Source organism: Ruegeria sp. BG5, assembly GCF_056538425.1.
The window spans coordinates 168,063-191,878 of sequence record NZ_JBQFTC010000002.1 but is presented as its reverse complement, the minus strand read 5'-3'; the positions used below and the strand labels follow the sequence as shown (position 1 = coordinate 191,878).

Sequence of the window (23,816 nt, the reverse complement as noted above, 5' to 3'; positions counted from 1 at the left end):
GCCTCGGGATACGGGGCCCGGCACCAAAAAGTGGGAGCTATCATGAAACGTCTGACCACTGCCGCGCTTTTGGGCGCGCTTGCCATGCCGGTTGCGGCCGAAGAGTTCACCTTTGCCGTCACCACCGATCCGCAAACGATGGATCCTCATGCGGTGAATTCCGCCCCTGTTCTGGGGTTCCTGAACAATGTCTACGAAGGGCTGGTGCGTCGGGGCAAGGATATGACCATCGAACCGGCGCTGGCCACCAGTTGGGAAACCATCGGGGACGGTGCAGGCTGGCGGTTCAAGCTGCGCGAGGGCGTGACATTTCATGATGGGTCCGAATTCAATGCCGATGATGTGATTTTCTCGTATCAGCGCGCGTCCGATGAAAATTCAGACACCCGTAGTTGGTTCGCGCCGGTCAGTGAGGTGGTGAAAGTTAACGATTACACCGTCGATGTGATGACCACCGCGCCAAATCCGATCTTTCCTGACAGCATCGCCAACTGGATGATCATGGACAGCGGCTGGGCCGAGGCCAACGACGCCGCCCTTCCCGACAAAGAGGCCGGGAACCATGCGACGCTCAACGCCAACGGAACCGGTGCCTTTCGCGTCACTGCACGCGAACCGGGGCTGCGTACTGTCCTTGAGCCTTTCGAGGGCTGGTGGGACGAGGCAGAGCACAACCTGACCCGCGCCGAACTTGTGCCGATCCAGAACCCGGCGACCGCTCTGGCGGCTCTGCTGTCTGGCGATGTGGATTTCATCAACCCGGTCCCGATTCAGGACGTCGCCCGTTTGCAGGGCAACCCGGATGTAAAGGTCATTCAGGGGATCGAAGCGCGCGTGATTATGCTGGGCTTTGACCAGCAGGAAGGCGCAAGCGAGGCCGGGCAGGGTAATTCTGACCTGTTCCTTGATCCGCGAACCCGCGAGGCGGTGGCCAAGGCGGTCAACGTTCCGGCCATCCTTCAGACCATCATGCGCGGTAATGCCGAGGTGGCCAGCCAGTTGGTCAGCCCCGCGATGCGCGGTTATTCAGCGGCCAATGCAGACCCCTACGCCTATGACCCCGACGGGGCCAAGGCGCTGCTTGCCGAAGCGGGGGCAGAGGGGGCCGAGGTCAGCTTCAAATGCTCCAACAATCGCTATCTGAATGATGAAGCGGTTTGTCAGGCGATCACCGCCATGCTGACTCAGGCCGGGCTGAATGTGACGCTGGATGCGATGCCAGTGCAGAACTACTGGCCGGAACTGCGGGCCGACAATTTCGACATGTACCTGCTGGGCTGGTCGCCTGGCACGTTTGATGCCGAACATCCCGTGCGCTTTCTCGCCTCGACCCCGAATGAGGAAAAGAAGCTGGGTTCGTGGAACTTCGGCGGCTATTCCAACGCCCGCGTGGATGAATTGCTGCCGCTGATCCAGTCCGAGATTGACGAACCCACGCGTCAGGCCATGCTGGATGAGGTCGCAGGCATCCTGCAGGACGAGGTAGCTTATGTGCCGCTTTACGTTCAGCCTTTGGTCTGGGGTGCCCGCAGCAATATCGAGCTGACTCAACGGCCCGACAACTTCTTCCTTCTGCGCTGGGTCACGGTCAACTAAATGCTGTCATACATCATCAGGCGCGTGGCCCAGTCGGCGCTGGTTCTGTTCGTCGTGGGCCTTGTCGCCTTTTCCATGTTCCGTTTTGTCGGCGATCCCATCGACAACATGCTTGGGCAGGAACGGACCATGGAAGATGTGGAACGTCTGCGTACCCAGTTGGGCCTCGATCAGCCGTTTCCGGTGCAATATGTGAAGTTCCTGCAAGAGGCGGTGCAGGGCAATTTCGGCGTCAGCTTCCGTCAGGGTCGCCCGGTGGCCGAGATTCTGGCCGAACGCGCCCCTGCGACGCTGGAACTGGCAATGGTGTCAGCCGTGTTTGCCATTGTTCTGGGCATTGCGCTGGGCGTCTTTACCGCGATCCGGCGGGACGGGTTTGCGGCGAACTTCATCATGTCGGCCTCGCTGATCGGGGTATCCTTGCCCACCTTCCTGATCGGCATCTTGCTGATCTACGTCTTCTCGGTCGAACTGGGCTGGCTGCCCAGCTTTGGGCGCGGTGAGGTCGTTGACCTTGGCTGGTGGAACACCGGGTTCCTGACCGCCAGTGGCCTCAAGGCGCTGATCCTGCCCGCGATCACGCTGGGATTGTACCAAATGACCCTGATCATGCGGCTGGTGCGATCCGAAATGCTCGAGGTGCTGCGGCAAGACTACATCCGCTTTGCCCGCGCCCGTGGACTGAGCGACCGGACCATCAACTTCCGCCATGCGCTGAAAAACACCATGGTCCCGGTGATCACCATCATTGGTCTGCAACTGGGGGCCATCATCGCCTTCGCCATCATCACCGAGACAGTGTTCCAGTGGCCGGGCCTTGGCCTTTTGTTCATCAACGCAATCCAGTTCGTGGATATCCCTGTCATGGCAGCTTACCTGATGATGATCTCGGTCATCTTCGTCACCATCAACCTTGCGGTCGACATCCTTTACGCCTTCATCGACCCGCGCCTGAGGGTCAGCGCATGAGCCGTGTGAAACGCATTCTGGACAGCGACCAGTTCTACGCCTTTCGCCGCTCGCCCGTGGCCATAGTCTCTGCGACGGTGGCTTTGGTCCTGATCCTTGCCACCATCCTTGCACCGCTGATTGCGCCGACGAACCCGTTTGATCCGGCCAGCCTGAACCTGATGAATGGCTTCACCCCGCCGATGGAGCCGAACGCCTTTACCGGTGAAAGCTTCCTGATGGGCACGGACGATCAGGGGCGGGATGTGTTTTCCACGATCCTCTATGGTATGCGAATCTCGCTGTTTGTGGGCGTGGCGGCGGTTCTGTTTGCCATGGTTCTGGGGATCATTCTGGGTCTGTTGTCCGGCTATTTCGGCGGCTGGACCGAAACGATCATCATGCGCACGGCGGATGTGCAACTGACCTTCCCATCAATCCTTCTGGCCATGCTGATCTTTGGCATCGCCAAAGGCATCACGCCCATTGAATACCGAGACCAGATGGCGATCTGGGTGCTGATCCTTGCCATTGGCCTGTCCGACTGGGTGCAGTTCGCGCGCGTCGTCCGGGGTGCCACGCTGGTTGAAAAGAACAAGGATTACGTCGCCGCCGCGCGCATCATCGGGCAAAGCCCGCTGACCATCATGTTGCGGCACATCCTGCCCAACGTGCTGTCTCCGGTGCTGGTGATTGCCACCATCTCGCTGGCGCTGGCGATCATTGCCGAGGCGACGCTCAGTTTCCTTGGCGTTGGTGCACCGCCCACGCAGCCCTCGCTGGGCACGCTGATCCGTATCGGGCAGGGGTTCCTGTTCTCGGGTGAGTGGTGGATCCTGTTCTTCCCGGCCTGCACCCTGCTGGCGCTGGCGCTGAGTGTGAACCTGCTGGGCGACTGGCTGCGTGATGTTCTGAACCCGAGGCTGAAATGACCGACCCCGTTCTTTCGATCCGCAACCTGACGGTGGAAATTCCCACACGCCACGGCATATTCAAGCCCGTCGAGCATGTGACCTATGACCTGCATCCCGGCGAAATCCGTGGCGTTGTCGGCGAAAGCGGGGCTGGAAAGTCCATGACCGGCAATGCCGTGATCGGCCTGCTCGACCCTCCGGCCCATGTCTCCGAGGGCGAGGTCTGGCTGAACGGCCGCCGGATTGACGAGTTGGACGCCGAGGACAAGCGCAGGATCCGGGGCAAAGAGATCGGGATGATCTTTCAGGACCCGCTGACCTCGCTGAACCCGCTGTTCACGGTGGGCGAGCAACTGGTCGAGACAATCCAGCTGCATCTTGGCCTGTCCGCGTCTGACGCGAAGAAGCGCGCAATAGCCCTGTTGGATCGCGTCTCGATCCCCGACCCGGCGGATCGGTTCAATCAATACCCGCACCAGTTTTCCGGCGGCATGCGTCAGCGGGTGGTGATCGCGCTGGCGCTGTGTACTGAACCCAGCGTCCTGATTGCTGATGAACCGACGACCGCTTTGGACGTGTCCGTGCAGGCGCAGGTGCTGGATCTGATCAAGGAACTGGCCAAGGAACGTCAGGTCGGCGTCATCCTTGTGACGCATGACATGGGCGTCATTGCCGATACCACAGACACAGTGACGGTGATGTATTCCGGCCATGTGGTTGAAAGCGGCACGACTGATCAGATCCTCGGCGCACCCACGCACGAATACACCAAATCCCTGATTGCCGCTGTGCCGCGCCCGCATACCAAAGTCGAGCGTTTTCCGGTGGTCAGCTATGGCGAGCGGGAGAGAACCTTCAAGATCGACGATCTGGCAGCCCATTGGGACAAGACCGATCTGTCCAAATCGGGTAAGCTGCTTGAGGTCGACAACATCACCAAGACCTTCCTGCAAAAGGGCGGTCTGCTGCCGTCGCAGCGGAAATATTTCACCGCCGTCGATCAGGTCAGTTTCGACATTCGCGATGGTGAGGTGTTCGGCCTTGTTGGCGAAAGTGGTTCGGGCAAATCCACCGTCGCACGGATGATCGGCACGCTTTATCCGGTGGACGGTGGCCAAGTGATCTTTGACGGGCAGGATGTGACCGCCATGGGGGCGGACGCACTGCAAGCCTATCGCCGCCAGATCCAGATGATTTTTCAGGACCCGTTCTCAAGCCTCAACCCTCGCATGAGGGTCGGGGATCTTGTGGCCGAGCCGATCCATCACCACAAAATCCTGCCAAAACCCGCCGTTGAGCCGCGCGTGCGCGAGTTGCTGGACTGGGTCGGTCTGGCCAAGGATGCATGGCGCAAATACCCGCATGAATTCTCGGGCGGGCAGCGCCAGCGCATCTGCATCGCCCGCGCGCTGGCCACGCAGCCCCGGTTCCTGATCTGCGATGAGCCGACAAGCGCGCTGGACGTCTCGATTCAGGCACAGATTCTGAACATTCTGAAGGACCTGCAGGATCACCTTGGCCTGACCATGCTGTTCATCAGCCATGATCTGCCCGTCGTGCGGCAGATGTGTGATCGGGTGGGCGTCATGCGACAGGGCAAACTGGTCGAGGTTCAGGACACCGATGCCCTGTTCTCGGCCCCTCAGCATGCCTACACAAAAGAGCTGCTGGATTTGATGCCCCGGTTGAAGCAACTGGCGTAATGGCACTGGTCAATTGCCACTCGGGGCACCCTCAATGCTGCGCCGAATGGGACAAGGCTTGCAGGAAATCCGCGCTGGCATCATCGGACGGAAAGAACAGTTCGATCTTCAGATCGTCCAGCGTCACATCCGTAACGGTGCTGAACTGCGCGATGGTGCCGAACATCGAAACGCGCTGGCCGCCAAACCGATAGATCGTCGGAATGGTTGGGCCAATTGCGGCGTCACTGCAAATCTGCGCCTGTTCCGCCAGGGCCCGCGCGGCGGCATCCAGTTCCGGCAGGCCACCTGCATTGGCGCTTTCGGACCGCAGACGCAGCATTGTGTGATGGGCCACCTCGGGCCAGTTCTCGACAAGCTCGGCCATCAGTGGGCCGGTGATCAGCGTCAGAAGGCTTTGACCTTGCGCGATCCCAAGCGGTGCAAACAGCATTTCGGCAGGTTTGTTCAGCCGAACGAGGTGCCACAGCCGGTCCAGCACCACCGCCGGATACGGTTCATGCTGTTTCAGCGTCCACTCCACGGCGCTGCGGATGGGGGCCATGGCGGCATCATCGAACGGAGTCGCGGCAAACCGTGCGGCGAACCCCTCGGCCCGCATCATCTGATTGCGCGCATCGACCGGCACATCCATGACCTCGGACAGGTGCAGGATCATGTCCGGGCTGGGCCGGGACCTGCCGGTTTCAAGGAACGAGATATGGCGGGCGCTGACATCAGCCTCAACCGCCAGATCAAGCTGGCTCATCCTGCGCCGCTTGCGCCACTCTTTCAGCAATCTGGGATACGGGGTCATGACACAAGCCTAGCAAGCGCGGGTACGGAAATCACTTACCTCTGACGTAATTGCTTTGTGTTCGGCGCATGGCGCATCAAGGGCGGGTCTTGAACAGGAGGGGACCATGACCCGACAACATTCCGCAATGCGCCTGTCCGGTATTATTCTGATCGTGACCGGCGTTCTATTCGCGCTTACCGCGCTTCCGGCTTTGCACGGTCTTGCGCATATTTTTCTGACGGTCGCGTATTGGCCGTTCCAAACGGTTCCTTCGGATATATCCGCTCCGACCACATTGTTGCTGGCGATCACGGGCGGTCTGACGGCCGGGCTGGGCGCTATGCAATGGGCATTGGGTACCCATGTTGCGCCTTTGTCGGCGACGGTGGCCGCGAAGGTTGCAAAGATAGCGACGTGGACATGGTTCTGCACCGATAGCGCAGGATCCATCCTTGTGGGCGCGCCGTTCAACGTTGTGCTGAATCTGTCCTTCCTGCTGCTGATCCTGTGGTCCTGCCGAACGCAGCCGGACGGTAATCCTGTGGCGACCTGATCTTGGCCTCGGCCCAACCGTTCAATAAGCGGCACCCTGTTCGAACAGGTCGGACAGGGACTTGCCCTCTACCACCTCCAGCATTTTGGCCATGGCCTGCACCGACGCCACCAGCTTTTCATCGCCGGATCGTTCGATCTCATGGATCAGTTTTTGCAGCCGCTTGACATCCTGGGCACAGATACGTCGGGACAGCACGTCACTTGTAGTGATCGCCCCGGACAGGATCGGGCCTATGGCGGCGACCGCGGCGCGGCGTACATCGCCGTTTCGGATCATCAACTCGGTCAGGGCTGCGCGGTGTGCACTGACCAGAGTGTTCAGCTGACGCCCGCTGCCCGATCCGTCCAGGCGGGCCTGTAGATCGCGCCCAAGACCACGGGCCGGCGACCCGACCCTTGCCCAGCGTCTTTCACGCGGTGTGAACGGATGAAGCCCCGCCGCCGGTGACACATCTGCATCGGGTGAGGTGAAGCCCGGTGCAACCGCCATCTCTTCGACAAAATCGGCAAACAGGCCATCGCAAATCGGCGCCAGATCAAGCTGCTCGAAAACATTTCGCATCTTGCAGGCCAGCCCGTCCGCATCCGTGGAACTGGCGAAATGCAGCCCCACAGCCGGATGGATGGCCGAGGACGTGGGCAACCCCGCCTGCGAAAACACGACAGAGCCCGAGTCGCCCGGTTCCGCCCAAACGCCACCGTCAGAGGCCTGAATCTGTACGACATCCTCGAAAAAGAAGATGTCGTCGGCCAGAAACACGGCAGTGTCCACATCCGCATCGACAACCTGGCCCTGGGTCAACCCGCTGGATTTGCCCGACTTCTGCACAGCCATGCCCAGCGTGGGCGTGTCCACCGCATAGATCGCCGAGCCGACGTCCAGCACAACGGTTTGCACTATGTCGGTGTTTGTGGGTTCCGCAATTGCTGCATCGACGGTTCTGGTTTCGCCTGCCTGCAACTCGATCAGCCGCTTGACGGTTCCGACCCGGTCGTCCGTCACGTCGCCGCCATCTGACAGGCCCGGCTGCAGCATCGGTCCGTTCAACAGGACCACGACGTCAAAAAACCCCACGACGTGGCATGCAGTCAGCATCACAAAGCTTGCATCGGTCCGGTCCCACGCCCAGCCGCCGATCGTGCCGGTAAAGACCGAGCCGCCGCTGACCCCGCCCGGAACAGGGCGGAACCTGTCTGTCGGGTCGGCGGTAAAGCGCATCGGGGGCTGCTCGATCACATCGGTCGGCAATTCGACCTCGCGCCCGTCGCGCTGCGACCAAGTTCGGAATGCGGCGGGCACCCGACGATCCGGCGCTATTCGGTCTGTCGGGTGCTTGCAGCTGACATAGAACCGCAGGCACAGCGTATCTGTCGGTTTGCCCGATACGATTTTCTGCCCGATCCCAATCGCATGGGCGTCATACCGGCGGAACGCGCCCTTGCCCAAATGCTGTTTCTTGTAGGCCCTGAGCAGCGGATAAAGATCGCCTTCGGCGTTCGGGGTAACCATAAAAAGCCCTCCTACGGCATGAAAAAAGTCAGCAACTATCAGGAGTGTTCGTGCGCTTGGCTTACCCATAGACTAGCACAGATTGGCCAGGCCTGCATCACCGCCAGGTTGTGCCGCGCTGGCATCGGCCATTTGCAGCCAAGCCCCAACGGGCAGTCGCGGAATCAACCAAAATCGTGTATAATACAACCTGTGCAGGTATTTTTGACTGCATATTTTTTATTTATTTTAAGCATTTATTGGAGAATTCCCATGACGGATGTCAGCAAGGAAATTGAACTTCGAACCTCTGCCAATTTCAGGCTGCTTCAGAACCCGAACTATTTCGGCAACCTGTCCCAACTGGACCTGAAAGGGCTGCAAAAGCCGGTTCTGAAAAAGATTCAGGACGTCGCTTTCGAAGAACTGACCTGCATCGGCTACAACCCCGACAGCAGTATCCTGACCGCGATTGTGCGGATCAAGCAGGCTGATGGCTATGGTGGTGGGCCCTGCACGGACGGGTCGCAGGAATATGTGCGCTTTTACCTCGATTACGGCGACGGCGTGTGGGTCGACAGCGGGGTGAACAGCTTCAACATCCACGACCTCGGGTTCAAGGATGACCTGTGCTACGCCGTGTCGATCAAGGTCGATCCCAAGAAACGGACATGTTGCGACCGCGACCCGGTTTTGCCGACCGTTCGGGCCGTTCTGTCCTGGAACGTGGTCCCGCCGGCCAACATGCCGAACTGGCTGCCGATCTGGGGCAACAGGCTGGAGCGCGACATTCAGATCAACCCCAGAAGCCCGTTCCTATGCAACCTGATCGATCATATCACCGATATCGGCATTCAACAGATCGATCCGAAAGTGCTGCAGCAGGCGACATCGCTGCTGGAAACCCAGTTGGTTGCGAACAAACCGGCGGCCTCGCTGGCGCAGTTGATGAAAAAGACCGACCGGGCGGACAAGATGCAGGTTCTGCGTAATGTCTTTCCCACCATGGTCAAACTTGCGGCCGACAGCACGGATATCGCCGCAAGCCAGACGATGGCGGCCTTCCAGATACCGGATTTTGACATCGACCTTTCGGATTTCGATGACTTCATCATGAAGCCCGACTTCAACACGACATATGAAGAGCTTCACTGCGTTGGTCTGGATCGCGACACCTCGCACCTGCATGGCGTGATCGAGATCAAGCGCGCCAGTGGCTATTCGGGCGATCTGTGTTCGCAAGGGTCGCGGGAATATGTCGCCTTCTACCTTGATTTCGGATCGGGCTGGGAATTCCAGGGCATCACCTGGGTCGATGTGCACAATATCGATCAGATCCCGGATGACGGGCTGTGGTATCAGGCCTCGCTGCCGGTGGATCTGGATGATCATCGCAAAGAATGGTGCAAGACCGGGCAGGCGCGGATTCGCGGTATCCTGTCCTGGGCCGTCCCGCCCGCGCCGAATGATCCGGATTTCGTGCCCCATTGGGGCGACCGGGCCGATTGCACGATCGAGGTCGAACATCTTCCGAAAGGCGGCGTGCCCGGACAGTTCCTGCCCTTCCTGGAATCCATCGGAAACATGCCGATCCCGCAGATCAACGCCATGGGATATGCCAATGGCGCGGGCGTGGGCGGTATCATCCCCAATGCCGACGATGCGCCGTTTGGCGGGCGGACGCTGCTGAAGGGCCGGGCCTTCAACATCCCGGCAGGCGCGATGGAGTACCGGATCATGATCCAGGGACCTTCCGATATCGCACCACGGGCCTACACAAACCCGTTCGAGGCCGATGTTACCACCTTCCCAAGCCCGTTTTCGGTCAAGCAGACGGTCAACGCGGTTGGGGATTGGTTCCCCTATCTGGCCGCCTCGCCGCTGGTCTCGGTCGCCGACGATCTGTTGGGCGCATTGACGGGGCTGGAGAACGGGTTGCACTCGGTCTTCATCGAGTTCCGGCAACCGGCAGGTCCGGTTCTGGGCACAACCGTATCGACGGTCTTTATGGTCGACAACACCCGGCCCGGCGCAGATGTCGAAATCACAAGCGGCGCAGGGAATTGTGGCAAGTTCGGCATTGGCGAAGTGATCTCGGGCACGTATTCGATGACGGGCAATCACTGCGGAAGCCTGCGCATCCATGTGACCCCGCTGCCCGAGGCTGCGGGCGGCACCATGGTCATCACTTCCGCCGCACCTGCGGCGACGGTTCTGCCCCCGTTTGTGGGCGGCAGTTCGTCGGTCACGATCAGCTACGCGGCTGGATCGCTGAGTACCGATGGCGCGTCTGGCAATTGGGAGCTTGATACCACCGGCATGGATCCCTGCGGCTACAACATCCGCATCCATGTAAGCGACCGCACCATTCTGAACAGTGGTCCGAACAACTGGACAAATGGCGACATCGAAGGCTTCTGCCTGGACGGCTGACGCCAGTAGTGCAAGCCGGGCGGCGGCGCTTGAATTGCGCCGCCGCTTTTCTTTCGTCGGTGCGTGTCAAATCACCCCGTGTTCCGCAACCTGATCCGGATGCGCCTCCGCCCAATCGGCAAGAAATTCGGACATCTCGGGCCGGGTTGCAAATTGCGGGGCTTTTCGGGGCAATGGTACGCCCCGCTCTAACGCCATCCGGGCGCAGTCGATATGGTCGCGATGCGCGCGTTGCGGGCAGTTTTCTGACCCGTGAATGATCGTCGACAGCAATGTGCCCCCATAAGCGTTGGTGTGGTCAAGGTCCGGGTTCTGGTGCAGAAAAAAGGCCGTGACATCGGCCATCCCTTCCCACCCGGCAAGATGCAGCGGCGGCATCCCCATCTCATCCGGCAGGTTGGCGTCAAAGCCCATCTCCACAAGGCGCTGCATATGGGGCAGGCTGCCTTCTCGCCACACCAGACGACCCAGAAGATAGGTCAATTCTTCCGATAGGGCAGTCATATCGATCCGGTCGCCGGGCCTTGGCACTCCATCCGCTGCACGCGCCAAAAGTGCCTCGGTCTCTGATAGCTGCGTGGATACCCCCGCCTGCTCCAGAACATCCGCCACATCCCGGTTCCCGAAGACGCGGGCAAAGGCATAGGGCGTATGGCCGCGACTGACGGCGTTTGGGTCCGCGCCGTGATCCAGCAAGAGCCGGGCGATCTCACCCGACGCCAAGCGCCGGGCGGTCTGATGCAAGGCGGGGATCACCAGCGATGGCTCGCCCGACGGGTGAGGCGCGATGCCTTCGTTGGGGTCTGCGCCATGGTCCAGCAACAGGCGCACCGCGTCGGTGCTGTTGAAATCAATAGCCCTTGGCAGCGCGTTGGTGCCCTTGGGATCGGCCCCATGGTTCAGCAACATCCGCAGCCCGTCGGTATGGCCAAGCTCGGTGGAATGGTAGAGGGATTCGTTGTCATTGGGGTCCGCGCCGTGATCCAAAAGCCATTCGGCCAGGGGCATGTTGTCCGCATGGCCGACAGCGCCATAAAGCGCGGACAGGCGATGGTCTGACTCCGGGTCGAAGGCAAAGCTGTCATTCACATCCGCGCCGTGGGCCAGTAACAGATCCGCCATGGCCAGCATGTCGCCTTCTTTCTCGGGGGCGGTCTTGATGTGCCGCGAAAACGCCAGATGGCACATCGGGCGCCGAGGCGGGTATTCGCGCGTTGCGGCGCCCGGATCCTGCGCCAGAACCCGGCGCATCGCATTCACGTCGTAAAGCGCAACCAACAGCGGCACCTGATCCCCGGCCAGGTCAGGCTCCTGCGTCAGCAGATACGCCACCGTTTCCGCCGAGCCGTTGTAAAGCGCCCAGCGCAGCCGCCCTTGTTTCTGCGCCCGGTCCATGCCTTGCGTTTCGACGGCCAGTTTCAGCGCGGACCATGTAGCATACCCCGTTTCGCGCGCGATCACATGCAGGCAGTCGGCATGTTTGTAGACCCCGTTTCTGGGCGTTTTGACAATACCATGGACGCGTAACATCGCGCCCTTGTCGCCCGCAGTCAGAGCTTTGCCCAAGGCCTTCGCGTCACGGCGCAGTTGGTCGAGTGATTTGGTCATCGGTCTTCCCTCCGCTGCCCGACGGTCCGCTGATCCGGGCTGAGAAACCGATTTGGTTTACAAGTCGTCTTAATGAGGTGCCGATGACAGCTTTCCGCGGACCGGGTGGCTGCCTCAAACAGCCTGACCCGAGCCTAACTTTCGCCCATCAGGGTTGCAAGCCGCATGACCGCCCGGCCTAGGCGCGTTTTTCACCGATCGAGGCAACGCCCAGAACATCCAGAACCCTGGCTTCGATCTGTTCGGCATTCATGCCAGCGACCGCGTACATATCCGCCGGGCTGGCCTGATCGATGAAGATGTCCGGCAATACCATCGAGCGGTATTTCAGGCCGCGATCAAACACGCCTTCATCCGCCAAAAGCTGCGCCACATGGCTGCCAAAGCCGCCCACAGCGCCTTCTTCGATGGTGATCAGCGCCTCATGGTCGTCGGCCAGGGTCAGGATCAGGTCGCGGTCCAGCGGTTTGGCAAAGCGGGCGTCGGCGATGGTGGGGGTGATCCCCCGCGCGCCAAGCGCTTCGGCCGCCTTCTGAACCTCGGCCAGACGAGTACCAAAAGACAGCAGCGCCACGCGCGCGCCCTTTTGGATCATACGGCCCTTGCCGATCTCCAGCACTTCGCCGCGTTCGGGCAGGTCGACGCCTACGCCTTCGCCACGTGGATAGCGGAAGGCAATGGGGCCGTCATCATGGGCAACGGCTGTGGCGATCATATGCATCAACTCGGCCTCGTCTGCGGCGGCCATTACGACCATACCCGGCAGGTTCGACAGATAGGCAATGTCAAACGACCCGGCATGGGTCGCCCCATCTGCGCCGACCAGCCCCGCGCGGTCGATGGCAAATCGCACCGGCAGGCGCTGGATCGCCACATCATGCACCACCTGATCGTAACCGCGCTGCAAAAAGGTCGAATACATCGCGCAGAACGGCTTCATCCCGCCCGCCGCCAGCGCCGCCGAAAAGGTCACCCCATGCTGTTCCGCAATCGCCACATCGAAACAGCGCGAAGGATAGCGTTCCGCAAACAGGTTCAGCCCGGTCCCATCCGGCATTGCCGCCGTGACAGCCACGATCTTGTCATCGCGCGCGGCCTCATCCACCAGCGTCTTGCCAAAGACCGAGGTATAGGACGGCGCGTTCGAGGGTGCCTTCTTCTGCTCGCCCGTCACAACGTCGAACTTGGCGGTGGCGTGGCCCTTGTCGCGGGCCTGCTCGGCCGGGGCGTAGCCTTTGCCCTTTTTCGTCAGCACATGGATCAGGATCGGTCCGGTTGCGCGGGCCTTGACCGTGCGCAGTACCGGCAGCAACTGGTCCAGATCATGGCCATCGATGGGACCGACATAAGAAAAGCCCAGTTCTTCGAACAAGGTGCCGCCCACTGCCATGCCTTTCAGCATTTCCTTGGCGCGCTTGGCCCCTTCACGGAACGGCTCGGGCAACAACGACACCGCGCCCTTGGCGGCGGCTTTTAGGTCGTGGAACGGTTCTTCTGCATAGATGCGCGACAGATAATTGGACAGCGCACCCACCGGGGGGGCGATGCTCATCTCGTTGTCGTTCAGAATGACGATCAGGCGCTTTTTCAGGTGGCCCGCATTGTTCATCGCCTCAAAGGCCATGCCCGCCGACATCGACCCGTCGCCGATCACTGCAATCGCGTCACCCAGCCCCTCGGGCGTCACGCCACCCAGATCGCGCGCAACGGCAAAGCCCAGCGCAGCACTGATCGAGGTCGAGCTGTGCGCCGCGCCAAACGGGTCATACGGGCTTTCGCTACGCTTGGTGAACCCGCTCAGGCCATCTTTCATCCGCAGCGTGCGGATACGGTCGCGCCGCTCGGTCAGGATTTTGTGCGGATAGCACTGATGGCCCACATCCCAGATGATCTTGTCGCGCGGGGTGTCGAACACGGCATGCAGCGCGGTAGTCAGTTCCACAACACCCAGACCTGCGCCCAGATGCCCGCCTGTCACTGAGACGGCGGAAATCGTCTCGGCCCGCAATTCCTGCGCCACCTGATGCAACTGCGTGTCCGAGAACTGCTTTAGGTCGGCAGGACGGCTCACAAGATCCAGCAGAGGCGTGTTCGGGCGATCAGACATTTAGCGCGTTCCTGACTTAGCTGTCCCGGGCAATAACGAAGCGGGCGGCGTCCTTCAAGGTTTCCGCCCTTGGGCCGTACCCGTCCAGCGCGGCGCAAGCCTGATCCACAAGCTCTGCCGCGCGGGCTTTGGCAGGGCCCAGCCCCAACAGAGAGACAAACGTGGCTTTTCCCGCATCCGCATCCTTTTGCAGGCGCTTACCGGCCTTTTCGGCGTCGCCTTCCACATCCAAAATGTCATCTGCGATTTGAAAAGCAAGCCCAAGCGCTTGGGCGTATTGGCGCAGCGGGGCAGGATCGGCCTGCGCCAATCGAGCACCCGCACAGGCGGACCATTCGATCAAAGCGCCTGTTTTTCCGGCCTGCAAATGCGTGATTGCCTGCAGCGACACGGGCTCTGCTGCAGTCTCGGCCGCAATGTCCAGCGCCTGCCCCATGACCATACCTTGCGCGCCGCTGGCTTTGGCCAATGTCAGGGTCAATTCGGCCCGTATATCTGCCGCCCCAACTTCGGGTCGCGCGCAAAGCTCAAAGGCCAATGTCTGCAAGGCATCTCCGGCCAGAACCGCCGTGCCCTCATCCCATTTCACATGGGTCGTGGGGCGACCGCGCCGCAGATCGTCGTCATCCATACAAGGCAGATCATCATGGACCAGAGAATAGGCATGCAACGCCTCAATCGCCGTGGCAGGCCAGATCGCGCGGGCCTCGTCCACGCCATGCAAACGGGCGCTTTCCAGCACCAGAAACCCGCGCAACCGTTTGCCGCCTTCGGTGGCATAACCCATCGCCTGCGTCACATCGAAATCGTCAAAGGCGCTTAGGACATGGTCAAACTGCGCCTGAATGCGCGCCGCATCCCGCGCCAACTGGTCGCGAAACATTTACTGACCTTCGACAGGCGTCGTCCCGGTCGGCTGGCCACCCGCATCCAAGGTGATCGCGGCCACCTTTTCCTCGGCCCGCTTCAACTCATCCTCGCAGCGTTTCTTCAACGCCGCCCCGCGTTCATACAGCGCAATCGACTGATCAAGCGCCACGTCACCGCGTTCCAATTGGCCGACCACGGCCTCAAGCTCTTTCATCGCCTGTTCGAACGTCATCTGATCAACGGGGGTATCGGTCATCGTGCTGCCTTCATCAGTTCTTCCACATGCGCGCGTGTCGCCTCGGACAACGCGTTCAGATCATACCCGCCCTCCAGAGTCGAGACGATACGGCCCTCACAAACCTCATCCGCGATCCTGCACAGCTCAGCGGTGATCCAGGCAAAATCACCCGTGGACCAGTTCAGATTGGCAAGCGGATCGTCCTGATGCGCGTCAAACCCGGCTGAGATAATGATCAATTCGGGCCTGAACGCCCGCAAACGCGGGAAAGCCTGCGCCTCATAAGCCGCCCGCATCTCGGCCCCGCCTGTGCCGGGGGCCAGAGGTATGTTCAATACGGTCTCATAAGCGCCGGTCTCATCCGGGCGTCCCGATCCGGGCCACAAGGGCATCTGCTGGCTGGTAATCACCAGCGCGCGCTTTTCGTCCCACAGCAAATCCTGCGTGCCATTGCCGTGATGGACGTCAAAGTCAACGACAGCGACCTTGCTTAGCCCATGATGATCCAGCGCATGTTTCGCCGCCAAAGCCGCATTGCCGAACAGGCAGAACCCCATCGCCTTGTCCGTTTCCGCATGATGCCCCGGCGGTCGGATCGCACAAAACGCATTCGCAGCCTCACCGCCCAGCACCAGATCCACAGCCCGCACCACGGCCCCCGCCGCGCGATAGGCGGCATCGACAGTGCCCGGAGACATAAACGTATCCCCATCGATCTGCGCAAACCCCTCCGCAGGTCGCGTGGCACGAATATCCCGGATGTAATCTTCGGGATGGACCCGCAGCAAATCATCATCCGCCGCCATCGGGGCCGTCCTGCGATCCAGATCCAAAGGCTCCAGCGCATGAAGAATATGCTCCAGCCGCGCCACCCGCTCAGGATGCCCGTCCGGCGTCACGTGCCCCAGACAATCAGCATGGGTCAACAAGGCAGTTTTCATCGGGATCCCTTCTTCATCTGGCTAAAAATACCTTCGCCGAAGGCATAAAATCGCCGCGCAGCGGCCAAATCAATCCGGTGCCAGCATATATCCTGCACCCCGAACCGTCTGCAGGTATCTGGGCTGCTTCGGATCCTGTTCGATCTTCCGACGCAACCGGGTGATCTGCACATCCACCGCGCGTTCCTGCGCCTGTCCCTTGTCGCGGCCCAGATCCTCGACCAGTTTCGCGCGGCTGATCGGCTCGCCCGGCTGGGCCGAGAAGATCTTCATCAACTGGCTTTCCGTTGCGGTCAGACGCACCGGGTCTTCGCCCTGCCACATCTCACCACGTTCGATGTCATAGCGGATCGGGCCCAGCGTCAGGATCTTCGCCGCGGTATCTTGGGCTGGCGTTTCCGGCATCCGCCGCAGAATGGCATTGATGCGCAGCAGCAGCTCTTTCGGCTCGAACGGTTTGGCCAGATAATCATCCGCCCCGGCCTCAAGCCCCGCAATCCGGTGCTCGGTTTCACCCCGCGCGGTCAGCAGCAGGATTGGAGTCGCATGCGTTTCGCGCAGTGCCTTTGTCAGGCTCACGCCATCCTCACCCGGCATCATCACGTCCAGCACGATCATGTCGAAATCCAGCCCCGACAGCACCCGGCGCGCATGGGCTGCGTCGCGGGCGGCGGTTACCAGAAACCCGTTCCGCATCAGGAACTTCTTCAACAGATCGCGAATGCGTTCGTCATCGTCGACGATCAGCAGATGGGCGTCCATATCGCTCATGAGGTCGTATCCCGCAGCTTCGTATACGCATGACGCATATCAGCATCCATCATCGCTTCAAGCACTTTACGAAAACCGGCCACGGCTTCGGGGCCTGCGTCCTTATATGCCGCACGCATCCGGGCGCGCTGGGCGTCGGACAGCGTGGCCTCCAGCGCGCGGCCCTTTTCGGTCAGAAACAGGTGCCGCTCGCGCTTGTCGGCGGTACCCACCCGGCTTTCGACCATTCCATCCTCGATCAGCGTCCGCAGCACCCGGTTCAGGGATTGTTTTGTCACCCCCAGAATGGCCAGCAGGTTGTTCACCGTGGTCCCCGGCGCGCGATTGACAAAGTGAATCGCCCGGTGGTGCGCACGGCCATAAGACATCTCGGACAGGATGCGGTCAGGATCGGCGGTAAAGCCGCGATAGGCGAAAAACATGGCCTCGATCCCCTGTCGCAACTGCTCATCCGTAAGAAACAACAGGCTTTCGCCCCCAAACATCGGGGCGGGGCGGATTTCGGACATATCTTGCCTCATTCGTTACACAATGCTCAGTTTATGTCAGCCTTATTGACATTCCAAGGGCGGACAGGTATCGAATCGCAGTTTTTGCGCAAGAATGTGTCCGCTCCGGACCTAAATAGCGCAACAATCGAAAATTCAACCCGGTTCAGGAGGTTTCGCATGGCGGGGTACGATGATCGTGACGGTGTCATCTGGATGGATGGTGAACTGGTGCCCTGGCGCGAGGCCAATGTGCACCTGCTGACCCACGCGATGCACTATGCCTCATCCGTGTTCGAGGGCGAGCGCGCCTATAACGGCAAGATCTTCAAAAGCCGCGAACATTCCGAGCGTCTGATCGCCTCGGCCGAGGCGCTGGATATGCCGATGCCCTATGACGTCGATCAGATCGAGGCCGCCAAGGACGAGGCGCTGAAAGCCAGCGGCTTGCAGGACGCCTATGTCCGCGCGCTGGTCTGGCGCGGCTCGGGCGAGGATATGGGCGTGGCCTCGGCCAGGAACCCGGTTCGCATGGCCGTCGCGGTCTGGCCCTGGGGTGCCTATTACGGCGATGCCAAGATGCAGGGTGCCAAGCTGGACATCGCGGAATGGAAACGCCCCAGCCCGGAAACCATCCCGGTTCACGCCAAAGCGGCGGGTCTTTACATGATCTGCACCATCTCCAAGCACAAGGCCGAGGCCAAGGGCTGTTCGGACGCGTTGTTCATGGATTGGCGCGGCTACGTGGCAGAGGCGACCGGCGCGAATGTGTTCTTCGTCAAGGACGGAGAGGTGCACACCCCGCTGGCCGATTGCTTCCTGAACGGCATCACCCGCCAGACCGTGATCCAGATGCTGAAAGACAAGGGCATCACCGTCCACGAACGCCGCATCAAGCCCGAGGAAATGGCCGATTTCGAACAATGCTGGCTGACCGGTACGGCTGCCGAGGTCACTCCGGTCGGGCAGATTGGTGACTATACGTTCAAAGTGGGCGATCTGACCCGCGAGATTGCCGAAGACTACGAAAAGCTTGTCCGCGCCTGATCTGCGCAGATCCTGAACTCCAAACCCCTGCCTTGCGCAGGGGTTTTTCTTTGCCTGCCGTTCAAGACATTGTGCAGATCGTTCAGATGGCTGGACGAACGCGCAGGTGGGGTTACGTTACCCACATGTTGGACCTGCTCAGTGATATCCTCACCCGTCTGTCCCTGCGGGGGACGTTCTATTTCCGCACCTCTTTCACGCCGCCTTTCGGCATTCAGGTGCCCGCGTTCGAAAACGTGGCCCGGTTTCACTTTGTGCAGCGTGGGGAGTTGAAGGTTTTTGTCTCTAACACGGGCGAAACACTGCGTTTGAAACAGGGTGATCTGATTCTGATCCCGCACGGCGCAGCCCATGCGCTGCTGTGCAATGAGGTCAATCCGCTGGACGCCCTGCCACTGGAGCAGGTGCTGGAGGACGCCGGGTATCAGGGCGACGGCGTTCTGGTCTATGGCGGCGAGGACAAAAGCCGCGATACGCAATTGATCTGCGGCCATTTCTCGTTCACCGGTCCGCCGGGGCGGCGGGGCACCGGGCATATGCTGATCGACCGGCTGCCGCCCTACATTCTGATCGAGAATTATGGCGAAGAAGCCGGGGCCTGGATCGAGGCCACGCTGCGCATGATCGGGTCCGAAGTGGGCGGCGCGCGGATCGGCGGCGACCTGATCGCCTTGAAACTGTCCGAGGTCCTGTTTGCGCAGGCAATCCGGGCCTATCTGGAATGCCAAAGCCCGACCGGCGCGGCGCTTGCCGGATTTGCCGATCCCCGCATATCCCGCGCGCTGACCGCATTTCACCACGGGCCCGCACAGGAATGGAGTGTCGAGACTCTGGCCCGCGAGGCCGGGATGTCACGCACCGCCTTTGCCCAGTTGTTTGCCGAGAAGATGGAAACGACCCCGATGCAATACCTGACCTCGTGGCGGATGCAGATCGCCTGCCATGGACTGACAGAAAGCCGCTGGAACGTGGCGGATGCGGCGGCCGAGGTCGGATACGCGTCCGAAGCGGCGTTTTCGCGCGTGTTCAAGAAGCAGGTCGGCGTGTCCCCGGCTGCTTACCGGGCGATGCACTGATCGACCGGCGCATTTGTACGATCTGCAAAAAGACCTGAACGACCTGAACTGATACGTCTGAGATCCCCACCCCATCTTCGGATTATCCCAAGCAAGAAAAGGATCTTCCGATGTCTCTTCGTTTCGTTACGCGCAACATTCACGCCTATCTGGACTACCCCGTCGCGCTGGCGCTGATCGTGCTGCCCTTTGTTCTGGGGCTGGGTCAGTCCAACCCCATGGCTTTGTGGTTGTCGGTTATCACCGGGGTCGCGGCCTTTGTCCTGACTGCTCTGACCGACCATCACCTGGGGGTCTGGCGTGTCCTGAGCTATAAGTTCCATCTGGCCGTGGACCTTATCGTCGGCATCACCTTCCTGTTCGCCCCTAGCCTTTTCGGGTTTTCGGGTCTGGATGCCGTCTTTTACTGGCTGAACGGTGCTGCGGTGGTGCTGGTGATCTCACTCAGCGCGCCTGAACAGGGTGTTGCCGCCTGAGAATTATCCACAGCTGTCACAGTATCATCGTGATACTGTCAAGAAACTGAGCCGCGCGTTTTACAAACGGGCGGTTCTTATCGGTTCACCAATCGCGTGATCTTTGAGACGATCACCAGACAGGAGAGCCCCGAGATGACCAAGATTATTCGCCCGACCCGCCGCACGTTTCTGGCTGGCAGCACTGCATTTGCTGCGTCGCTGGCCATGCCTGCCATCAGCCGTGCCGCGTCGCGACCCGTTTTCACACATGGTGTTCAGTCAGGCGACGTGGATGCAAGCTCGGGCATGGTCTGGACTCGCATCGACCGGCCTGCGCGCGTGATGATGGAGGTCTCGACCACCGAGAGCTTTGCCGATGCCCGCCGGTTGCCGCCAATGGATGCAATCCCGAACGGTGACTTCGCGGTCAAACGCCTGATCGACGGGCTGCCAGCGGATCAGGATATCTTCTATCGCTTTGTCGCCGCCGATCTAAGCGATATCAATGCCGTATCAGAGCCTGTTATTGGGCAATTCCGCACCGCTCCGTCCGCGCGCCGGAACATTCGATTTGCCTGGTCCGGCGACACCGCAGGTCAGGGTTGGGGGATTGATGATGACGGGATGCGCACCTATGCGACCATGGCGCAGCACCGGCCTGACTTTTTCATCCATTCCGGCGATACGGTCTATGCCGACGGCCCGATGCAGGACGAGGTCGAAAAGGACGGGCAAGTGATCTGGAAGAACGCCACCCTGATCGACGAAAAGCGCAAGGTTGCCGAGACGCTGGACGAATTCCGCGCCCAGTGGAAATACAACATGATGGACGAGCACGTGCGCGCCATGAACGCCGTCTGCCCCACCTTCTTCCAGTGGGATGACCACGAGGTTGTCAACAACTGGTCGGACGCCAAGGACCTGATCTCGGATGATCGGTATTCCGAGAAATCGGTGCATGTGCTGCAAGCCCGCGCCGGACGGGCGTTTCACGAGATGACACCGCTGCGCATAACCCCTGCCGAGCCCGGTCGCGTCTATCGCAAGATCTCATACGGTCCGATGCTGGATGTGTTTTTCCTGGATCTGCGCAGCTATCGCGGCCCCAACGGACCCGCGATGGAGGATGAAATCACCGATCAGTCCCGCATTCTGGGTGCCGCGCAACTGGCCTGGCTGAAACGCGAACTTGCAGCCTCGCAAGCCACCTGGAAGGTGATTGCCTCTGACATGCCGATCGGGTTGATCGTGTGGGACAAATGGAAGGAACAGGCCGGAGCGGAGGCGATCTCAAACGGTGACAGTGGGCCGGCCAAGGGTCGCGAGTTGGAGATCGCCGATCTGCTGCGTTTTATCAAGACGGCGGGCATCACGAACACGGTCTGGTTTACAGCAGATGTTCACTATACCGCGGCGCACTTCTACGACCCTAACAAAGCCCAATTTCAGGATTTTGAACCGTTTTGGGAGTTTGTTTCGGGGCCCCTGCACGCCGGTACATTTGGTCCGAACGCGTTGGACGGAACCTTCGGGCCCGAGGTGAAATTCGTCAAAGCTCCGACCGAAGATCAAGGGGTGAACCTGCCACCCAGTGCGGGTCTGCAGTTCTTTGGCCTCGTGGATATCGACGGTTCAACGCAACAAATGACCGTTCGCCTGATGGACCGCGCGGATACCGAGCTATGGTCGGTAACGCTGGATCCGCGTGACCCGGCCATCTGATCCTATCTTCCCCGTAACTTGCGCCCCGAAGAAATTCGTGGGCGCATTTTTTTGGCTTGAATTGTCTGACTAAAATAATCAGATATAGCTCAACGCCAGATGATGTATTATCCAGCACAGGGTTTCGGGGCGGTTTGCGGGCTCAGCGCGTGACACAGTGAGGGCCTGCCGCCGCCTCGGAAACGAGACAATCGCAGGGCTTCGGTATGCGCGAAAAGATGGACGAGATCATTGCCCGGCACGATGCCGCCACTGCCTGTGGGTGCAGCTGCTGCGACACCGATTACACGGCTTACGTGGACCAAAAGAACCGCAAGGCTGCCCGCGATGCGGCGGGAAAAGACGACATTCTGCCAGAGAGCGCCGCAAGCCGCCGCAAGTCTGTGCGCTACGTATTTGAAAACCTGTCAGGCAAGCGCGCAGGTTAAGGTGGGTATGGCGACGCCCACCTTGACCATTCCTAAAAGTCCACGCCGCGCTGGGCTTTGATACCAGCCTGAAACGGGTGTTTTTCCTCGGTCATTTCGGTGACCAGATCGGCATAGTCGCGCAGCGCTTGCGGGGCGTCGCGACCGGTCAGGAAGACGCTGGTCTTGTCGGACCGTGCCTTCAGCCCCTCGATCACACGCTCAACCGACAGGTATTCATAGCGCAGGGCGATGTTGATTTCGTCCAGCACGACCAGATCATATTCACCGCTGGCCATCAGATCGCAAGCCTTGTCAAAGGCGGCGGTGGCGGCGGCAATGTCACGCTCGCGGTCCTGCGTATCCCAGGTGAAACCTTCGCCCATCGTGTGCCATGTGACCAGATCGCGGTCTTCAAAAAACCGGCGTTCACCGGTCTTCCACTTACCCTTGATGAATTGCACCACCGCGACTGTCTGACCCCAGCCCAGCGCCCGGATCACCACACCAAACGCGGCCGAGGATTTGCCCTTGCCCTTGCCGGTGTTGATCAGCACCAGCCCGCGCCCCGGATCAACCGCCTCGGACACTTTCTTGCGGTGCTTGGCCTGCACCTGCTGCATCTTTTCCTTGTGATCCTGTGCGTCGCTCATGGGAAACCCTCTTTGACTGTCGCGCCCAACCTAGGCGAAGTTTGCGAAAGGTAAAGTCACGCTTTGGGGTCGGTGACGGATCGCGCCTTGCCGCGCTCTAGCCCCAATTGATGCTCGCGCCAGATCACGACGACATTGCCTGCGATCACCAGCGCTGCGCCGATCAGGATGGCGACTGTTGGCAACTCATCGAACCAGACATAGCCGATGAAAATCGCAAACAGCATGGTCGAATAATCGTACGGCGCCAGCATCGAGGCCTGCCCGAACCGATAGGACGAGGTCACCAGAATCTGCGCGACCCCCCCAATCAGCCCCATAATGACCAGTATCAGAGCCTGATTCAGGGTTGGCATGGCCCACCCCCAGAAGGCCGTCAGCGCAGATAACAGCGTCGCGGTCATGGAAAAGTAGAACACAATGGCCGCAGGGTGATCGACTTTGACCAGTTGCCGAATATGAATCTGCACGAAGGCACGGGCCATAGTAGCCCCCAGCACGCAAAGAGCACCAATGGTAGCAGTGACTTCCATCTGAGTGCTGCCGAGCCGGGGCCAGATCATGATCAGGACCCCCAGCAGGCCCAGCGCCACCGCTCCGATTCGGATCATGCGGATGCGTTCGCCCAGCATCAGCGCGGCCAGAATCAGGGTGAAGATCGGGGTGGCATAGCCGATGGCCGTGACCTCGGGCAGGGGCAGAAGGCTGAGGCCGGTGAACGTCAGCCCCATGGCGCTGGTGCCTAGAACGCCGCGCCAGAAATGGCCCATGGGTTTCTTGACGACAAAACCTTGCGCCAGTTCGCCCCGCCAGATCAGCCAGATGATGATGACCGGAATGGCAAAGAGCGAGCGGAAAAAGACCAGCTCACCCGGCGGGAAATCCTCGGACAGGGCTTTGACCAGTGCCGACATCGAGGTGAACAGCATCAGCGCAGCCAGTTTCAAACCCACGGCAAGCATGGGTCGATGCGATGTTAAGGATTGTGCCATTGGCCGGGACCCTGCGCCTTTG

The 23,816-nt window shown here is 60.4% G+C and carries 22 protein-coding genes; 11 read left to right on the top strand and 11 right to left on the bottom strand.

Annotated features, from left to right (window positions below):
• Positions 1 to 42 precede the first annotated feature (42 nt).
• The 4 genes from ACR0KX_RS11395 to ACR0KX_RS11380 are packed head-to-tail and all read left to right on the top strand — an operon-like array spanning position 43 to position 5,161.
• Positions 43 to 1,596: an ABC transporter substrate-binding protein gene (locus tag ACR0KX_RS11395; protein WP_170623390.1), complete on the top strand. Its 1,554-nt coding sequence runs from the start codon at positions 43 to 45 to the stop codon at positions 1,594 to 1,596.
• Positions 1,597 to 2,565 (top strand): ABC transporter permease, encoded by a 969-nt coding sequence (locus tag ACR0KX_RS11390; RefSeq protein WP_170623388.1) that lies wholly within the window; start codon positions 1,597 to 1,599, stop codon positions 2,563 to 2,565. It abuts the gene before it with no gap.
• Positions 2,562 to 3,476 (top strand): ABC transporter permease, encoded by a 915-nt coding sequence (locus ACR0KX_RS11385; protein WP_170453450.1) that lies wholly within the window; start codon positions 2,562 to 2,564, stop codon positions 3,474 to 3,476. The genes ACR0KX_RS11390 and ACR0KX_RS11385 overlap by 4 nt, the downstream gene beginning before the upstream one ends.
• Positions 3,473 to 5,161: an ABC transporter ATP-binding protein gene (locus ACR0KX_RS11380; RefSeq protein ID WP_480583476.1), complete on the top strand. Its 1,689-nt coding sequence runs from the start codon at positions 3,473 to 3,475 to the stop codon at positions 5,159 to 5,161. The genes ACR0KX_RS11385 and ACR0KX_RS11380 overlap by 4 nt, the downstream gene beginning before the upstream one ends.
• Before the next feature lie 31 nt (positions 5,162 to 5,192).
• Here ACR0KX_RS11380 and ACR0KX_RS11375 read toward each other — a convergent pair whose 3' ends face one another.
• Positions 5,193 to 5,957, bottom strand: a complete 765-nt coding sequence (locus ACR0KX_RS11375) for a helix-turn-helix domain-containing protein (protein ID WP_480708434.1) — start codon at positions 5,955 to 5,957, stop codon at positions 5,193 to 5,195.
• Positions 5,958 to 6,063: 106 nt separating this feature from the next.
• Here ACR0KX_RS11375 and ACR0KX_RS11370 point away from each other — a divergent pair, with 106 nt between their 5' ends.
• A complete protein-coding gene (locus tag ACR0KX_RS11370; RefSeq protein ID WP_480583481.1) occupies positions 6,064 to 6,492 on the top strand; it encodes a hypothetical protein in 429 nt (142 codons plus the stop codon).
• Between the two features lie 21 nt (positions 6,493 to 6,513).
• Here ACR0KX_RS11370 and ACR0KX_RS11365 read toward each other — a convergent pair whose 3' ends face one another.
• The gene (locus ACR0KX_RS11365) at positions 6,514 to 8,004 is read right to left on the bottom strand and encodes a chymotrypsin family serine protease (protein ID WP_480708433.1); all 1,491 of its coding nucleotides are present in this window, start codon (positions 8,002 to 8,004) and stop codon (positions 6,514 to 6,516) included.
• A gap of 252 nt (positions 8,005 to 8,256) precedes the next feature.
• Between ACR0KX_RS11365 and ACR0KX_RS11360 the strand changes: the two genes are divergently transcribed.
• Positions 8,257 to 10,416 carry a hypothetical protein gene (locus ACR0KX_RS11360; protein ID WP_170623379.1) on the top strand — a complete coding sequence of 720 codons (2,160 nt, stop codon included), beginning with the start codon at positions 8,257 to 8,259 and terminating at the stop codon, positions 10,414 to 10,416.
• A gap of 66 nt (positions 10,417 to 10,482) precedes the next feature.
• On the opposite strand, the gene ACR0KX_RS11355 is transcribed toward ACR0KX_RS11360, so the two are convergent.
• The 7 genes from ACR0KX_RS11355 to ACR0KX_RS11325 all read right to left on the bottom strand — a co-directional run bounded on the left by ACR0KX_RS11355 (position 10,483) and on the right by ACR0KX_RS11325 (position 17,460).
• The gene (locus tag ACR0KX_RS11355; RefSeq protein WP_170623378.1) at positions 10,483 to 12,024 is read right to left on the bottom strand and encodes an ankyrin repeat domain-containing protein; all 1,542 of its coding nucleotides are present in this window, start codon (positions 12,022 to 12,024) and stop codon (positions 10,483 to 10,485) included.
• 178 nt (positions 12,025 to 12,202) lie between these two features.
• Entirely contained in the window at positions 12,203 to 14,131 is a 1,929-nt protein-coding gene (gene dxs / locus ACR0KX_RS11350) for a 1-deoxy-D-xylulose-5-phosphate synthase (protein ID WP_170453457.1), read from the bottom strand.
• Between the two features lie 16 nt (positions 14,132 to 14,147).
• Entirely contained in the window at positions 14,148 to 15,014 is an 867-nt protein-coding gene (locus tag ACR0KX_RS11345) for a polyprenyl synthetase family protein (protein ID WP_480708432.1), read from the bottom strand.
• Positions 15,015 to 15,257 (bottom strand): exodeoxyribonuclease VII small subunit, encoded by a 243-nt coding sequence (locus ACR0KX_RS11340; RefSeq protein ID WP_170521075.1) that lies wholly within the window; start codon positions 15,255 to 15,257, stop codon positions 15,015 to 15,017. It abuts the gene before it with no gap.
• Positions 15,254 to 16,180, bottom strand: a complete 927-nt coding sequence (locus ACR0KX_RS11335; protein WP_170623374.1) for a histone deacetylase family protein — start codon at positions 16,178 to 16,180, stop codon at positions 15,254 to 15,256. The genes ACR0KX_RS11340 and ACR0KX_RS11335 overlap by 4 nt, the downstream gene beginning before the upstream one ends.
• A 69-nt stretch (positions 16,181 to 16,249) precedes the next feature.
• On the bottom strand, positions 16,250 to 16,951 hold the full coding sequence (locus ACR0KX_RS11330; protein WP_170453461.1) for a response regulator: 702 nt from the start codon (positions 16,949 to 16,951) through the stop codon (positions 16,250 to 16,252).
• Complete coding sequence (locus ACR0KX_RS11325) at positions 16,948 to 17,460, bottom strand: MarR family transcriptional regulator (RefSeq protein WP_170623372.1); 513 nt, start codon at positions 17,458 to 17,460, stop codon at positions 16,948 to 16,950. Before ACR0KX_RS11325 ends, ACR0KX_RS11330 begins: the two co-directional genes overlap by 4 nt.
• Positions 17,461 to 17,619: 159 nt before the next feature.
• Between ACR0KX_RS11325 and ACR0KX_RS11320 the strand changes: the two genes are divergently transcribed.
• The 5 genes from ACR0KX_RS11320 to ACR0KX_RS11300 all read left to right on the top strand — a co-directional run bounded on the left by ACR0KX_RS11320 (position 17,620) and on the right by ACR0KX_RS11300 (position 22,170).
• Positions 17,620 to 18,486: a branched-chain amino acid aminotransferase gene (locus ACR0KX_RS11320; protein ID WP_170623370.1), complete on the top strand. Its 867-nt coding sequence runs from the start codon at positions 17,620 to 17,622 to the stop codon at positions 18,484 to 18,486.
• Between the two features lie 125 nt (positions 18,487 to 18,611).
• The gene (locus tag ACR0KX_RS11315; RefSeq protein WP_170623617.1) at positions 18,612 to 19,562 is read left to right on the top strand and encodes an AraC family transcriptional regulator; all 951 of its coding nucleotides are present in this window, start codon (positions 18,612 to 18,614) and stop codon (positions 19,560 to 19,562) included.
• 110 nt (positions 19,563 to 19,672) lie between these two features.
• The gene (locus ACR0KX_RS11310) at positions 19,673 to 20,038 is read left to right on the top strand and encodes an SPW repeat domain-containing protein (protein WP_170623368.1); all 366 of its coding nucleotides are present in this window, start codon (positions 19,673 to 19,675) and stop codon (positions 20,036 to 20,038) included.
• Positions 20,039 to 20,173: 135 nt separating this feature from the next.
• A complete protein-coding gene (locus ACR0KX_RS11305) occupies positions 20,174 to 21,742 on the top strand; it encodes an alkaline phosphatase D family protein (RefSeq protein WP_480708431.1) in 1,569 nt (522 codons plus the stop codon).
• 218 nt (positions 21,743 to 21,960) lie between these two features.
• Positions 21,961 to 22,170 (top strand): hypothetical protein, encoded by a 210-nt coding sequence (locus tag ACR0KX_RS11300; RefSeq protein WP_480708430.1) that lies wholly within the window; start codon positions 21,961 to 21,963, stop codon positions 22,168 to 22,170.
• Between the two features lie 32 nt (positions 22,171 to 22,202).
• Here the strand turns inward: ACR0KX_RS11300 and cobO are convergent, their stop codons facing one another.
• Entirely contained in the window at positions 22,203 to 22,802 is a 600-nt protein-coding gene (gene cobO, locus ACR0KX_RS11295) for a cob(I)yrinic acid a,c-diamide adenosyltransferase (RefSeq protein ID WP_170453467.1), read from the bottom strand.
• 56 nt (positions 22,803 to 22,858) lie between these two features.
• On the bottom strand, positions 22,859 to 23,794 hold the full coding sequence (locus ACR0KX_RS11290; RefSeq protein WP_170453468.1) for a DMT family transporter: 936 nt from the start codon (positions 23,792 to 23,794) through the stop codon (positions 22,859 to 22,861).
• Positions 23,795 to 23,816: the final 22 nt, after the last annotated feature.